The sequence below is a fragment of the Geomonas limicola genome (assembly GCF_014193675.1).
GTDB lineage: Bacteria > Desulfobacterota > Desulfuromonadia > Geobacterales > Geobacteraceae > Geomonas > Geomonas limicola.
The window spans coordinates 251393-265087 of record NZ_BLXZ01000007.1 but is presented as its reverse complement, the minus strand read 5'-3'; the positions used below and the strand labels follow the sequence as shown (position 1 = coordinate 265087).

Below are 13695 nucleotides of genomic sequence, written 5' to 3'. Positions count from 1 at the left end.
ATTGTACGGCGACTCTTGAAGGACAGAGCTCGGGGTATGGAGTGGGCGCAGAACAGGAAGGTGCGCTTGTCGATACGATGCTGCCTGACCTTTTGGTCATGAAGGTGCTGCCCACTATAAACAGAGCATTTTTATATTAAATCGCACCAAAAGGCAAGCAAAGACGCAGCTTAAGCGCTCTTTTTTTCGATCTCTGAATGATGCTTCGTGGTTAGGGTATACGCTTTTTTCTCTTAAGGTCGATCGCCTTTGTCACATAGGGATACACCCGGTTAGTGATGATCTGGTAGCCGCTGGCAACGGGATGGATGCCGTCTTGCTGGTTCAGTGCGGGAACTCCGGCTACTCCCTCCAGGAAGAAGGGTATGAGAATGAGATGGTGCTTCTTGGCAACGGTTGTGTAGTTGGCCGCGAATTCCTTGGTGAAAGTAGGGCCGAGATTGGCGAACATGCGCATCCCCGCCAGCACCACGGTCACCCCCTTAGCCTGCAGTCGCGTCACCGCCTTGTCGATGTTGGCCCCGGTGACCTTGGGATCGACACCGCGCATGCCGTCGTTGGCCCCGGTCTCCAGGATGACGATGTCCGGCTTGAGCTTGAGGATCCAGTCCACCCGGGACAAAAGCCCGCTACTGGTCTCGCCGCTGATCCCGGCGTTGACCACCTTCCAGTGGTAGCCGTATTGGATGAGTTTTCGCTCCAGTTGTGCCGGGTAGGCGTCCCGCTCCGGCACCCCATAGCCGGCGGTGAGGCTGTCTCCGGCTGCCACAATGGTCCCCTCGAAGGGGGCTGCCTGGGCCGGTTCCACCAGGAAAAAACAGAGTTGACCGAGAGCGAGGGATATCACTGCCGCTAAAAGGTTTTTGAGTTTCATTGAGTATCTCCTGAACCCAGGAACTCCGGGAAGGCTGAAGCTGCCACCATTTAAGGCAAGGGCGTTTTCGATATGTAGGGGCGAATAATCATTCGCCCAAACTCTCCCGTATGGGAGAGGCGGCCGAAGGCCGAATCGGTTGTCTGGTGGCTCCTGCATATCTTACGCGCCTGCCGGCGCGCCGGGCGAATATTATTCTCCCCTACGGAGTGGACTGCACACTGTTTATTCGTCGCTCTGCTCGCGCAGAAAACCCGCCGGTTTGTGCCTGAGTACCGGCAGCGAAGCGCCCAGTCCAACCACCAGGACCAGCACCGCCGTGGCTCCTAAAAGGCCGAGGCTGGTGCCGGGGTAGGGGTGGTAGTCGAGTTCGAGCCCTTTGCTGCAGATTGCCCAACTCCCCACCTGTGCGATCAGGAGCGCGATGCTGCCGCTTGCCAGCCCCAAGACGAGACTCTCCGCTGCAAAAACCGTCGCCACGAAACGCCTGCGCGCCCCGAGAATGGTGAAGTAGACCGCCTCCTGAATGCGGGCATACCTGGTTGCGAAGATCGAACTTACGATGATGAGAACGCCGGCGGCAATGCTGAACGAGGTGAAGAAGCGCACGATCGTCGAAAGCCGGGCCATCAGGTGTCCGAATACCGAGACGGTCTCTTCCATGTTGATCACGCTGACGTTCGGGTAGCGGGCCACCAGTCGGTTCTGCAGTTCAGGGATCCTGTCTTTGGGGACACGTACCGCACAGAACAGGCTCTGCGGCGCATCGGAGAGAAGCGCCGGCGGAAACACGAAGTAGAAAAACGGGGTCAGCCCGCTGCCGCTCCGGGTCCGGATGCTGGAAATACGCGCGGTAATGGGCATCCCCTGGATCTTGAAGCTGATCCGGTCCCCAACCTTCATCTGGTGCATCTTCACCACGATGTCCAGTATCGAGACCTGCGGCTCGTTCCAGTCTGCCCGGAACAGGCTGCCACCTTGGCTGATCTTCTCGTCCTGCAGCAATTTCTCGTAGTAGGTCAGGTTGAATTCACGACCCAGGTTGTCGCCCCGGGAGCGGCGCTCCTGCTCGGGATCGATGGGGCTGTCGTTGATAGCGGTCACCGTCCCCCTTATGATGGGGAAAAAGCTCGCACCGCTCCCAACCAGCCCCGCAACAGCGTCCTTCTGGTCCGGTTGGATATCCACCAGGAAAAGGTTCGGTGCGTCCGACGGGTACGAATCGATGAACGAGGCGTCAAGATTACGTTCCACCAGGCTGATGGTGAAGATAACAGCAAGGGCCGCTGAGAGGGTGACCATGATGGAGCGGGTGGCGCTGCGGGGGCGGAAAAGACCCTTGATGGCTTGGCGCAGGGCCAGGTTACGGGGATCCCGACTTTTCAGAAATCGTAAGAGTAAAGAGCTGAGCAGGAAGGCGACAAGGATGAGCCCGGCCATGGAGAGGACGAAGTATACCCCGGTCTTCAGTTCCCTGATCCGTAACAGGACCAGCGACAGAAAGAATGTTGCGCCGAGCGCCGTGATCACCCAGGTGGAGCGGTTCGAGAAGCCCGGGGACTCCTCCTTGCCGAAGATGGCTCGCGGCCTCACTTCCTTCAAGCGGTACAGGGGGAGGGCGGTGAAAAGGAGTACCACGAAGAGGCCGATCAGCATCCCCTCGCCGATGGCCCAGGGCGACAGTGTCAGTTCCACCCGTGCCGGGACCAGGCCATGGAAAAGGGCCGGCAGAAATTCCTGAAGGAAAAGGCTCGCTGCCAACCCTACCAGGGTTCCCACCAGCCCCAACACGAGGGTGAGCGCACAGAAATGACCAGTGATGTAGCGGCTGCGGGCACCGACAGCCTTCATGACGGCTATGGTCTTTTCCTGCTGTTTCAAAAGCGCAAAAAGGGTGCTTTGAATGCCGAATCCGGCCAAGAGCAGCGTAAAGATCCCGCTTAAATCGAGGAAAAAAAGGAGGTTGTCGAAAAAGCGTTTCACCCGGGAGTCGGCGCTCTGGTAGCTGTCGATGCGGATGCGACTCTCTCCGACTGCGGCACGCAGTTGGGCCAGGAGGCCGTTTAGTTCTCCGGCGTGCAGGACCTTGGCGAGAGTAATGTACTCGACACGGCTGGCAAAACCGATAAGACCCAGGGAGTTGAGGTCGGCTGCGGGTACGAAGACCCTGGGGCCCAGGGAAAAGAGGTTCACCGGTCGGTCGGGCTCCTGCAGCACGACGTCCTTTATGGTAAGGGTGGCATTGCCAACCGAGAGACGGTCGCCGACCCGGAGCTGGAGACGGTCCAACAGGCTCTGCTCTACGACGAGACTGCCCGGGGTGAGCACCTGGCGGAAGTCGCGTCCTGAGGCGAGCAGCACCCGTCCGTAGAAGGGGTAGCCTGGTTCGACGATCTTCAGATCGCACAAAAGCGATCGGCTGCCGGCGACGGTGCGCACCACCGAGTAGAAATCATAGTAGCGGGCCGTGGCGATGCGTCCCTGGCGGGTGAGTTCGTCCAGGCGCGTCTGCAGGGAGGCGGGAATAGGAGCGTGGGCATGCACGATCAGGTCGCCTGCATGCAGTGCCTGGGCGTCGCGCAACAGCGAGGCCTGCACGCTGCGGCTGAAACTCCCCAGCGAGACCAACGAGACAATGGAGAGCGCCACGCACATGACGAAGATGGCGCCCTGGCGCCGGGCGCCGGCGATCTGGCGGATGACGAAGCGGAGGCTAGACACGGGTTTGATCCGAAACGATCCTGCCGTCTTTGAGGGTGACGACCCGATCCGCGCGCCCTGCGATCTCCGGGCTGTGGGTCACCATGAGCAGGGTGGTGCCGCGCTCGCGGTGCAGTTCGAGTAAAAGGTCGAGGACCGCTGCACCGTTGACCGAGTCGAGGTTGCCGGTTGGTTCGTCGGCAAAGACGATGCGTGGGTTGTTGATGAGGGCGCGACAGATGGCACAACGCTGCTTTTCGCCGCCGGAGAGCTGGTTCGGGAAGCTGGTAAGACGGTCGCTCAGGCCCACTCGCGTCAGGAGTGCCTGCGCCCCCGGGCGTGCCTGGGGATCACCGCGCAGCTCCGCTGGAAACATCACGTTCTCCAACACGTTGAGCGAGGGAACCAGGTGAAACGACTGAAAGACGAAGCCGAACGTAGTGTTGCGCAGCGGAGCGAGTGTATCCTCGTCGAGGTCGGTGATGTCACGGTTCTCGATGAAGACCCTGCCGGCATCGGGGCGGTCCAGGCCAGAAAGCAGGGTCAGCAGGGTCGATTTCCCGCTGCCGCTTTCGCCGGTTACCACGACGAACTCGCCGGGCGCCACGGTTAAGGAGACCGAGTCGAGGACGCAGATACTCCGCTCGCCGATCCGGTAGTTCTTGGTGAGCGCTTTGGTTTCGATGCTGTTGTGCATGATGATCTTTCCGGTGCAGGTTGGTTCTGGCAGGTCTCTCAACGTGGAGTCGCCAGATCCTGACGGCAAAGCCGCAGTGCACTACTGTAGCACAGACACCAGGTATTGGCTAAGGTTAGGCCTACTCAGGAAGAGACTAAATAACACCACAAGGGAAATGAGGCCCCCGTGTGTGCCGTCAGGAAGATTGCCGGCGGAATTTCGGCGAGACGCGGATTATTGACAATTAGTATGCCCGGTGCTCTTCCCAGGTAGATCTTTAGCCAACACCAGATCCAATACGTCCCCCACTTTGGAAAAGGGGGTACTGGGGGGATTCAGCTCTGTGGCAAAGGAAGAGTCGGCAGGAACCTGCACCAAATCCCCTCTGTTTCCCCATCGCAAAGGGGAGGACGTGAGGGTGGCTGGGTTGCATCCGGGATCAATGCAACCGATTTGCCATACGCAGATCCTTATTCCGGGCTAAACGGGATGAAAAAGCTCTTGTCGGTCTTGCAGATCGGGCAGGTCCAGGCTTCGAGCAGGTCGTCGAAGGGGGTCTCGGGCGGGATCTCGTTGACAGGGTCACCAACTGCGGGGTTGTACACGTACTGACAAACGGTACAGATCCATCGTTGCATCGGATTCTCCTTTTGGTGCAGTGAAGGTTCGCTGGTGCCTGAGGTCCCGGCCTCTTGCTGTGCCAGGACCTCATTGCAGTGCTCCTTACCAATTAACGCGACCCGGTTCACGTTTCACCAGCAGTATGGAACACGGCATCCGGCGAATCACCGCGTCATTGTCGCGGCCAAACAGCAGGTGCTCCAGCCGACCTTCCTCATGGGCCAAAAGGACCATCAGGTCGATCTTCTCGTCGTTGACCACTTTTACGATCTCGTCAATCGGGCGTCCGTCCTTCACCAGGACCTTCAAGGGAAGCCCCGCGTTCATCTCACGTTTGAGGAGCTGGTCCAACTCTTCCCGTGTTTCATCCTGGACGCTCGCATAGGTTTTGTGATGGCTGTCCGGGAAGGGGAGGGGAGCGTTCAGGGCCTCCATGGTCACCGGGTTGGAGACCAGGTGCAGCACGGTTATCTGGGAACCGTACTTCTTGGCCAGCGATATACCGATTCCAACTGCATCGCGGCAGTACTGACTGAGTCTGCTGACTACCAGTATGTGCTTGATCTGTTCCATGACGCCTCCTTTACCGGCTGCCATCGAAACTCTCGCGTCCCATGAGAAGAGCGGACCGGAAAGTTGGGTGAAATCACCCACCTAGGTGGTGTCCGGCTACTGCTTCCGATTTTTTAATTATTAAGGCCCTCCAAGTATAGTTCATTGCCAACCTGCGGCAACTTGATATAACTATTTTGGTCCTGATAGCCCCATCGGTGCAAGATCGATCTCGCAGTTGCCTATGTCACCTGGCCCTAGCCTTGTCCCGGTTACATCAGCCGGGCACAGAGGAGGTACCACATGCATCGCTCTCTCAAGATTGCTGGAGTACTGTTGGTTGCCCTGGTCTTTAGCTCCTGCTCTTCGATCTCTGTTGTCGAGACCTGGCGGAACCCGTCATTGCACCCGATTCGTTTGCATAAAATGCTGGTGGTCAGCATCACCAAAAAAGATGTGAACCGTCCCGTGTATGAAGACGTCATGGCGAGTGAACTGACTAAACATGGTATCGATGCGATTCCGAGCCATACCTTGATCCCAAGTGGAGTCAGACCAGACCGCGGGGTGCTGGACCGTGCCGTGAAAAAGGCGGCGGCGGATTCGGTGCTGACCGTGCAGACCACCAAGGTCGAGCGTCAGACCGCAATCGAGCCTGGCTATGTCAATACCTACCCCGGGTACTGGTACCCCGAGGCTTTCCCCACCTGGGATCTTTACGGATATTACGGCACGATGGCCGGCCCTACCTACATCTCGACCTACGATATCGCGACCCTGCAGATCAACGTGTTTGATACCGGAACCGGAAAACTCGTCTGGGCAGCCACCGTCACCAGTTACGAACCGGATAACGTGATAAGTGTGGCGAAGGATCTGGGTAACATGGTGTACGAAGCCCTCGCCAAGGAAAGGCTTCTCTAAGCGGTTCGATGGCGGTCGGCCGATTCCTGGGTTTTCCTGCCTGGGGTGACTTATGGCAGTGCGTGGCAAGGTAGGGTTGGGGGCAGTCGCAAGATTTCTGGTACCGGCTGCGCGAAAGGCACTAATGAACCTGCTGGAAAGGAGTCGCGATGTTCCGCTTTTGGGCCCTACTGTTCTTGCTGGTGACTGCCGGGTGCGGTGAGGGAGAAAACGCGGTTGCCGTAACCTCGGTAATGGCCGACACTCGGGGCACCTACCGACTGGTCACCTCCCAGGTCGAGATAACCTCGGCGAGCGGAACCACGCGATTTGCCAGTTTCAGTAGTGGAACGCTGCGCCTCAAGGAAACCGACTATACCATGAGCCTCGCCGGCAACGGCGGGTTCACCGCCTCCGGAAGCTACCATCTCGGGGCCTCCGCCAACACCGTTCTCAACAGCCGGCAAGGCGCCTTTTCGCTCTCCTCGAACCTGGCGCCTTCCACTCTTGCCGGAAGCTATTTCGCCCAGCCAGATTTTTATCTCACCTTGAACTACGTCCCGTATGCTCTCGTCGATTCCTCAACCGTAGTTAGAACCGAGACCTGGCGCAAACTGAGTGATTCGCCGCGCTACGGCCTGGATTGATCCAGGTGGACGGACCCGGTCTCTCCCAGCGTTTACAACGTTCGTTCTTCCAGCGCGAAACTCAACTGGTGGCTCGCGAACTCTTGGGGAAGCTGCTGGAACGTCGGGTGGGAGGCGAGGTGCGGGTGGGGAGGATCGTGGAGGTGGAGGCCTATCTTGGGCCGCAGGATCTCGCGGCGCACTCCTCCAAGGGGCTCACCAAGCGTACCCGGGTGCTCTTCGGACCACCGGGGTACGCCTATGTTTACCTGGTGTATGGGATCTACTGGTGCCTCAACATGGTGACCGAGGAGGAGGGGCATGGGACGGCGGTCCTGCTGCGCGCGCTGGAACCGGTGCAAGGAATCGAAATGCGGACCCAGGGGCCCGGTCTGCTCTGCAAGGCACTCGGGATCGACGGCTCCCTGAACGGACAGGACCTGGTCAGCGACGAACTGCACCTGGTCGACGCGCCGCTCCCTGACCCAGAGCAGATCCAGGCCAAGCCGCGCATCGGCGTCGCCTACGCAAAGGAGTGGGCGGCTCTCCCGCTCAGGTTCTATCTGAAGGGTAACCCATACGTCTCGCGGAGTTGAGAGGACAACATCCCCCATGCAGTTTCAGCCTTTGGAAACCAGCGGAAGGCAGATTTCCACCTCGAGTCCGGCTTCGGGCAGGTTCCGGGCAACGACCGAACCGCCGTGCAAGGCCACGGTCCGCTCTGTGATGGCAAGGCCGATTCCCGTCCCTCCGCTTTGCCGATCGCGCGCCTCGGCGACCCGGTAGAAGGGGCGGAATATGTCGTCGAGCTGCTCCTCGGGCACCCCCGGCCCGAAATCCCTCACCCGAATCAAGGCCTGCGGTCCCGGGGCCTGCTGCAGGGTAACCGTAACAGAGCTCCCCTCCGCGGTGTAGCGCACCGCATTTCGGACCACGTTTTCCAATGCCCGCCGCAGAAGTTCCCGGTTCCCCACAACAAGCAGCCCCCTTTCCGGGTGATATTCGACATGCCGGTTGCCGGCACACGCCTCGAAGTCGGCGTCCTGAACCACTTCGGCGGCCAGTTCAGCCACATCGACTTCCGTGCGCTCGGCCCCGGTGTCTCCGTCCAGCCGGCTCAAGGTCAGCAACTCGCCGATCAACTGGTTCAGGCGCTCTCCTTCTTGCTGGATGCGTTGCAGGGGAGGCTCGGCCGATTCCGGCGACTGCTGTCGTGCGATCTCAAGGGCCACGTTCATCCGGGCCAGCGGCGAGCGCAGCTCGTGACTTACGTCGCGTAACAGCTGACGGTGTGCGTTGACCAACTTCTCGAGGCGGCTCGCCATCTGGTTGAAATCCTGGCCCAGGCCAACTATCTCGTCCCCCTTTCCCCTGCTTTTGATGACAACCCGCGTTGCCAGGTGGCCGTTGGCCAGTTCCTGGGTGGCTTCCCTGAGCCGCCGCACCGGAGCGGTCAGACGCCAGGAGAGCCCGTAACAGACCGTGCCGCTCACTACGAAGGTGATCAGCATCTGCAGCCAGAATTCAGGAGGAAAGGGCCTGGGGAAGCGGGGGGGCGGGGGATTGCCGGGACCGGGGCCGGGCCAGCTTTGGCTGGCCACCAGGTAGCGTGCTCCGGAGGGTCCTGTTATCGGCAGCACCAGAAGGCGTCCAGGTGCCTGCACTGCTCCAGGTGCAGCTTCCTGCTTTCGTACTGCCTCCCGTATCTGCGGCGGCACGTCGCTACTGAGGGCGCTACCGTCTGCTTTGAAGAAAAAGGCCTGGAGGTGTTTGGCCGGTCCCGGCATGCCGGCTGGTTGAGGGGGAACACTCGGTGGCGTGGGCAGCTTCCCTTCCTTCTCGAAACTCGCAACGGCTGCCGTACCGTACAAGGTGAGGACCTCGCTCATGAACCCGGTTCGTTCGGCATCCCAGCGTCTGCGGTGCTCCTCATGCAGCGGTTTCAGGCGCAGGTTGAAGGCCAGGAGGAAAAAGACCACTCCCGACAGGATGGTGGCGAGCCAGAATGAGAAAAAGAGTTTGCTGAAGATGCTATGCATGGAGATCCCTACAGGTTGCGGTGGCGCTCAGCGGCGGAAAATCCGTACAGGTAGCCGATGCCGCGAATAGACTTGATGCGGTCGTTGCCGCCGACACCGGGTCCGAGTTTTCGGCGCAGGCTACTGACGTGGACGTCGATGCTGCGATCGAAGCTGCCGAATTCCCGCCCCAGTGCCTGTCGGGTCAGGTCTTCCCGGCTCAGTACCGTTCCTGCCTGACGCAGCAGTGCCTCGCACACCGAAAACTCGATCGAGGTGAGTTCCACGGTTTTTCCGGAGCAGACCACGGTGCGCATGCCCAGGTCCAGGGTGACGTCGCCTACCTCGAGGATGTTGAGCCGGGTCTCGCCGGCGGGCTGTGCCAGGCTGCGCCGCTGGATCGCACGCAGACGCGCCACCAACTCGCGCGGATTGAACGGTTTGGGGAGGTAGTCGTCGGCGCCCATCTCCAGTCCGACGATGCGGTCCACCTCTTCGCCACGGGCGGTGAGCATGAGGACCGGCATTTCGGAGCCCTGACGGATCCGTCGCAAGACCTCGAAGCCGTTGAGTGAGGGGAGCATCACGTCCAGAACTGCCATGGAATAGTCGCCGGTCAGGGCGCGTTGGGCACCCTCGGCGCCGTCATTGACGCTGTCGACCCCGAACCCCTCGGTGGCCAGGTAACTGCTCAGCAATTCACAGAGTCCCGTGTCGTCGTCGATGATCAAGATCTTCTTTTGCATCAGGTTACTCCTACACCTCGAGATGGTCGCAGTATAACCATAAACCCTCTTCGGAATTTGTTAAGAATTGTAAAGAACGTCCTGGCAGTATTGCACAAATATCCATATCTCTTGACCCAAATTTACCCCGCCCTGGCGTAGTCTTCGATCATCGTTTAAGCATGCCTCATACAGCCCTCCTGAACCTAGAAAGCTTTGGGAGTCACCAGGTACAGGTAAGCCAAAGAAAGGAGACAAACCATGAAAGCTAAACTGGTAGTAGTGTTGGGTTCAGCACTGATTTTGGGTGGAGCTCTTTTGTGTCAGGCACATCAGGGACCTGATTTCCAGGAACACGAGGTTGGTGGCAGGCCGTCTGCTGGCCCGTTCCCACCCATGGTCGCTCGGGCTCTCGACCTGAGCGATTCCCAGAAAAAGCAGATAGAGAGCATCGTAAACGAAGAGCGCATTTCAGAACGTGTGCAACGGGGTAAGGCGGAGGCGCTGCATGAAAAGCTGCACGAGGCTGAGCGTGCTGCAAGTTTCGACGATGCTGCGGTTCGTAGCACCGCCACTGCACTGGCCGCGCTCGATGCGGAACGCATGGTTTCCCATGTCAAAACAAGCTTCAGAATACTTTCGCTGCTGACCGCATCCCAGCGTGCCCTCGCTGAAAAGCTGCGGCCGCAGCCCGGCGAAATGCCGCCTCCTCCCAACTGCCTCGAGAGGGGCCCGAGACAGGAAGCTGACCCCTGGGAAGGGCCGGGCCCGAGGTAGAAACTGGGTTCGCTGTCGTTTGTATCGCATGCACAATCGACGATTTTCTGTCAACCGCAGCGACAGATCACGCGTTTTATTCACAAGAGTTTTGCCGGACGCCATCACCAGGTCAGGATGGCAATGACATAGTGCTGCGCCACGCTGATTCTACACTTGCCGGCACTGACAACGCCAATCGGTATCCAGGCACCACCCTGTGAGCAACGCTCCTGGCGCTGCCGGGAACACACAACCACGATCACCAGGAGCGCTGCACCTGCCTTGCAGGTGGCAGCAACTAGCAGAACGGAGCGATCATGCGAAAAGACCCCATCCTGTTTGTCGACGACGACATCCTCTACCTCAGACTGGTAGAGAGTATCGTGCGGCAACGAGGCATCACTGCCTATTACGCGACCAGCGGCGAAGAGGCCCTCGAAGTCCTGCGCGTGCACCCTTGCGACGCCATGGTCACCGACCTCAACATGCCGGGGATGAACGGTTACCTGCTTGGGGAGCAGGCCAAGATGCTGCTGCCCAACCTGCATATCGTCATGGTTACCTCCGAGGCGAGCCACCAGGTATGCCGGCAAGCTGCTCTCTCCGGTATCGCCCAGGTTCTCGAAAAGCCGGCAAGTGTAAAACAGGTACAGGCCGTACTTCAGGCGGCAGCACCCTGGCTGCTTACGGTGGAGGCGTTTCCGGTGCCGGACACCAACGCAGCAGTAGCCGGCCTTAGCTATGCTCTTTAACAACGGCCAGTTTTGCTCCGATTCTAGCCACTTTGTGGTAATCGGCATTCGCTGTGGCTAGTGATTTCTCTGCCTCATCAGTACTCGGCGGTCTGTTCTTCCCGTAGCGCCCCGTCCTCCAGCCATTTCCCACCCCCTTTGATGTTCCCCGCTTCTGCCCACCGTCATCTTCCGCCTTGTTGCTGCAAGGCGGAAGGTACCCTATCTGTATTAGTGCAAACTAAGAAAGCTCAGCTATAATCTGGAAGCGCTTAAAACCCGATGACGGAAGGCTCCCGATGGCTCAAGGAAATCAGGGCGATACCTACATAGCTGGTGCGGAACTCTATCGGCAGTTCTTTAACCAAATGCCAGAACCTGCACTGATTCTACGGGTGGCACCCGGTGAGCAGGAACCGCATGTGCTGTTGGTCGATAGCAACGGACCAGCCAGACAGTTAATGGGTGGAGATCAGCCAGTGCCTGCTGATACGCGGGCTGGCCGAGTGCTCCCTCAGTCCCTGGAGGTTCCTTTCCTGGAGCATGCCCGTGATGTGCTTGAATCCGGGCACCCGGTTACCTTCGGGTTCCAGGCAACCTCTGGGTGGTACCTGGTGCAGGTCCATCCCGTGGGCGATGGATTTCTGGGAATGATGCTGACCGATGCAACTGTGCAGAAACGGACTGAAGAGGCACTGGCTACGCTGCGGAAGCTGAGCGCTTCGTTGCACGCCACGGCCAGCCTGGAATCGATCCTGGACCAGGTGGCACGTGAGACCCAGCAGCTATTGCGGGCCGAAAATTGTCTGGTCGCCTTGTGCAGCCCCGATGGCTTTTCCAGTTATCGTTACCTCCGGCAGGGGAGCGCTGCAGCGTGTCAAAGGGTGTGGCAGCCGGGGCCGGAGTTGCCGGGGCGCGTGGTATTCAGTGCGCAGCCCTACCTCAGTATCGACGCCGAGCACGACCCTCACATCGATCCGTGCCTGGCGGGTCGTCACGGGGTCCGCAACGTCATAAGCACTCCGCTTTTGGCCAGTGACGGCAACATGATCGGGTATCTGGAGGCGCAAAACAAGCTGGATGGCGCTGTCTTTTCCGGGTTCGATCTGGAACAACTCAACTCCGTAGCCCAGATTGCAGCCCAGGCAGCCAAGAATGCCCAGGACCTCCAGAAGATGACCAAGGATGCGAGTGAACTGGAGCAGCGGGTTGCCGAGCGAACCGCGCAGTTGCAGGAGGTAAACGAGGAACTCGATGCCTTCGCCTTTTCGGTATCCCACGGTCTGCGTGCGCCGCTGCGCGCCATCGTCAGTTTCGCCTCGATTCTCCAGGACCAGCACGAAGGGGGAGGGGATCCCGAACGAGACGCGTTCCTCGGGAGGATCATCGCCGTGGGACAGGACATGGACCAGTTGATCCAGGATCTGCTCTCCTACAGCCGACTGAGCAGCGACGAGATGGCCCTGCAGACGGTGCGGTTGGACGCGGTGCTCCAGGAAGCGGTGGACCAACTCAGTCGCGCCGGACAGTCCGGTAACATCGAACTGCACGGGGCCATAGAGTGGCCAGCGGTGCACGGCAACTTTACGGTGCTGGTCCAGGTGGTATGGAACCTTCTTTCCAACGCACTCAAGTACGTGGCACCGGGGGTGCAGCCCAGGGTGCAGGTGTGGGCAGACCTGGTCCAGGACACGGTGCGGCTCTGGGTGCAGGACAACGGCATCGGTATCGCGATGGAAAATCAGGAGCGTATCTTTCAGGTCTTTGAGCGGTTGCACGGCGTGGAAAGCTATCCGGGTACCGGGATCGGCCTTGCCATCGCACGTAAGGCGGTGCAGAGGCACGGTGGGCGCATCGGGGTGATCTCGCGACTCGGTGCAGGGAGCCGGTTCTGGATCGAGCTCCCTGCAGCACTCGAAGACCGTTGACGACCGGCACCCCCTTGAGGATCGGAGGCTGAACCAAGACGAACAACAACCTCTCCTAAGGGCGACAGAAAGTGGAAAAAGAGCCTCTATGCTGGAGCGAGAGCTACCGGAGACCGTCCTATGAGCTACGTACACCACACCATTCTCCTTCTGGATGATAACCTTGACGATTCGCGTTTTACCCGGCTGGCACTGCAACGCGTCGGCGTGATCGCCCCTGTCCAGGCCGTCGGGCGTGTGGAGGATGCCAAGCAGTATCTCTGTGCTGAAGGGTGTTACGCCGACGGCGAAAACTATCCGCCGCCCGATTTGGTCATGCTCGACATGATGCACTGCAGTTCCGGGCTGGAATTTCTCAGCTGGCTGCGCAGTCATCCCGCCCTCAGGCGCATCCCCGTCGTGGTGCTCAGCTCCTGCAGCGAGATCGCCGAGATAAACCGCGCCTACGAACATGGCTGCAACTCGTACCTCGTGAAGCCCCCCTCCTTCAACACCCTGTTGGTCATGATGCAGACCCTTACCCAGTACTGGCTCGGGATGAACCAGATACCCGAGCGCAGCACCGGTTTCAGGAGCTGA

14 protein-coding genes are annotated in these 13695 nt (G+C 59.5%); 7 read left to right on the top strand and 7 right to left on the bottom strand.

Translation table 11 applies throughout. The annotated features are described in order from the left end of the window. Nucleotides 1-211 precede the first annotated feature (211 nt). The 5 genes from H7688_RS17580 to H7688_RS17560 form a co-directional block, all read right to left on the bottom strand. Nucleotides 212-874, bottom strand: coding sequence for an arylesterase (locus tag H7688_RS17580; RefSeq protein ID WP_183362505.1), 663 nt, complete (start codon nucleotides 872-874; stop codon nucleotides 212-214). A 225-nt stretch (nucleotides 875-1099) separates the two neighbouring features. Further along, nucleotides 1100-3595, bottom strand: coding sequence for an ABC transporter permease (locus H7688_RS17575; protein ID WP_183362504.1), 2496 nt, complete (start codon nucleotides 3593-3595; stop codon nucleotides 1100-1102). Beyond that, complete coding sequence (locus H7688_RS17570) at nucleotides 3588-4271, bottom strand: ABC transporter ATP-binding protein (protein WP_183362503.1); 684 nt, start codon at nucleotides 4269-4271, stop codon at nucleotides 3588-3590. The genes H7688_RS17575 and H7688_RS17570 overlap by 8 nt, the downstream gene beginning before the upstream one ends. A 452-nt stretch (nucleotides 4272-4723) precedes the next feature. After that, complete coding sequence (locus tag H7688_RS17565; protein WP_183362502.1) at nucleotides 4724-4891, bottom strand: rubredoxin; 168 nt, start codon at nucleotides 4889-4891, stop codon at nucleotides 4724-4726. 85 nt (nucleotides 4892-4976) lie between these two features. Further along, nucleotides 4977-5447 carry a universal stress protein gene (locus H7688_RS17560; RefSeq protein WP_183362501.1) on the bottom strand — a complete coding sequence of 157 codons (471 nt, stop codon included), beginning with the start codon at nucleotides 5445-5447 and terminating at the stop codon, nucleotides 4977-4979. A 282-nt stretch (nucleotides 5448-5729) separates the two neighbouring features. Here H7688_RS17560 and H7688_RS17555 point away from each other — a divergent pair, with 282 nt between their 5' ends. The 3 genes from H7688_RS17555 (at nucleotide 5730) to H7688_RS17545 (ending at nucleotide 7551) form a co-directional block, all read left to right on the top strand. Then, entirely contained in the window at nucleotides 5730-6350 is a 621-nt protein-coding gene (locus H7688_RS17555; RefSeq protein ID WP_183362500.1) for a DUF4136 domain-containing protein, read from the top strand. Between the two features lie 149 nt (nucleotides 6351-6499). Then, the gene (locus H7688_RS17550) at nucleotides 6500-6976 is read left to right on the top strand and encodes a hypothetical protein (RefSeq protein ID WP_183362499.1); all 477 of its coding nucleotides are present in this window, start codon (nucleotides 6500-6502) and stop codon (nucleotides 6974-6976) included. A 5-nt stretch (nucleotides 6977-6981) separates the two neighbouring features. Next, nucleotides 6982-7551: a DNA-3-methyladenine glycosylase gene (locus H7688_RS17545; protein WP_183362498.1), complete on the top strand. Its 570-nt coding sequence runs from the start codon at nucleotides 6982-6984 to the stop codon at nucleotides 7549-7551. Between the two features lie 24 nt (nucleotides 7552-7575). Here the strand turns inward: H7688_RS17545 and H7688_RS17540 are convergent, their stop codons facing one another. Next, nucleotides 7576-8994 carry an ATP-binding protein gene (locus tag H7688_RS17540; protein ID WP_183362497.1) on the bottom strand — a complete coding sequence of 473 codons (1419 nt, stop codon included), beginning with the start codon at nucleotides 8992-8994 and terminating at the stop codon, nucleotides 7576-7578. Nucleotides 8995-9002: 8 nt separating this feature from the next. Further along, on the bottom strand, nucleotides 9003-9719 hold the full coding sequence (locus H7688_RS17535) for a response regulator (protein WP_183362496.1): 717 nt from the start codon (nucleotides 9717-9719) through the stop codon (nucleotides 9003-9005). A 240-nt stretch (nucleotides 9720-9959) separates the two neighbouring features. On the opposite strand from H7688_RS17535, the gene H7688_RS17530 reads away from it, so the two are divergent. From H7688_RS17530 to H7688_RS17515, 4 genes are all read left to right on the top strand, one after another. Beyond that, nucleotides 9960-10475, top strand: a complete 516-nt coding sequence (locus H7688_RS17530; RefSeq protein WP_183362495.1) for a Spy/CpxP family protein refolding chaperone — start codon at nucleotides 9960-9962, stop codon at nucleotides 10473-10475. 299 nt (nucleotides 10476-10774) lie between these two features. Continuing rightward, nucleotides 10775-11209, top strand: a complete 435-nt coding sequence (locus H7688_RS17525; protein WP_183362494.1) for a response regulator — start codon at nucleotides 10775-10777, stop codon at nucleotides 11207-11209. A 533-nt stretch (nucleotides 11210-11742) separates the two neighbouring features. Continuing rightward, nucleotides 11743-13116: a sensor histidine kinase gene (locus tag H7688_RS22710; protein WP_246329865.1), complete on the top strand. Its 1374-nt coding sequence runs from the start codon at nucleotides 11743-11745 to the stop codon at nucleotides 13114-13116. 120 nt (nucleotides 13117-13236) lie between these two features. Beyond that, the gene (locus tag H7688_RS17515; RefSeq protein ID WP_183362493.1) at nucleotides 13237-13695 is read left to right on the top strand and encodes a response regulator; all 459 of its coding nucleotides are present in this window, start codon (nucleotides 13237-13239) and stop codon (nucleotides 13693-13695) included.

Excerpts from the sequence above, each read along its gene's own strand:
- H7688_RS17550 (WP_183362499.1), top strand. The coding sequence starts at position 6,500 with ATGTTCCGCTTTTGGGCCCTACTGTTCTTGCTGGTGACTGCCGGGTGC.
- H7688_RS17570 (WP_183362503.1), bottom strand. The coding sequence starts at position 4,271 with ATGCACAACAGCATCGAAACCAAAGCGCTCACCAAGAACTACCGGATC.
- H7688_RS17530 (WP_183362495.1), top strand. The coding sequence starts at position 9,960 with ATGAAAGCTAAACTGGTAGTAGTGTTGGGTTCAGCACTGATTTTGGGT.
- H7688_RS17580 (WP_183362505.1), bottom strand. The coding sequence starts at position 874 with ATGAAACTCAAAAACCTTTTAGCGGCAGTGATATCCCTCGCTCTCGGT.
- H7688_RS17535 (WP_183362496.1), bottom strand. The coding sequence starts at position 9,719 with ATGCAAAAGAAGATCTTGATCATCGACGACGACACGGGACTCTGTGAA.
- H7688_RS17560 (WP_183362501.1), bottom strand. The coding sequence starts at position 5,447 with ATGGAACAGATCAAGCACATACTGGTAGTCAGCAGACTCAGTCAGTAC.
- H7688_RS17515 (WP_183362493.1), top strand. The coding sequence starts at position 13,237 with ATGAGCTACGTACACCACACCATTCTCCTTCTGGATGATAACCTTGAC.
- H7688_RS17565 (WP_183362502.1), bottom strand. The coding sequence starts at position 4,891 with ATGCAACGATGGATCTGTACCGTTTGTCAGTACGTGTACAACCCCGCA.
- H7688_RS17555 (WP_183362500.1), top strand. The coding sequence starts at position 5,730 with ATGCATCGCTCTCTCAAGATTGCTGGAGTACTGTTGGTTGCCCTGGTC.
- H7688_RS17525 (WP_183362494.1), top strand. The coding sequence starts at position 10,775 with ATGCGAAAAGACCCCATCCTGTTTGTCGACGACGACATCCTCTACCTC.
- H7688_RS17540 (WP_183362497.1), bottom strand. The coding sequence starts at position 8,994 with ATGCATAGCATCTTCAGCAAACTCTTTTTCTCATTCTGGCTCGCCACC.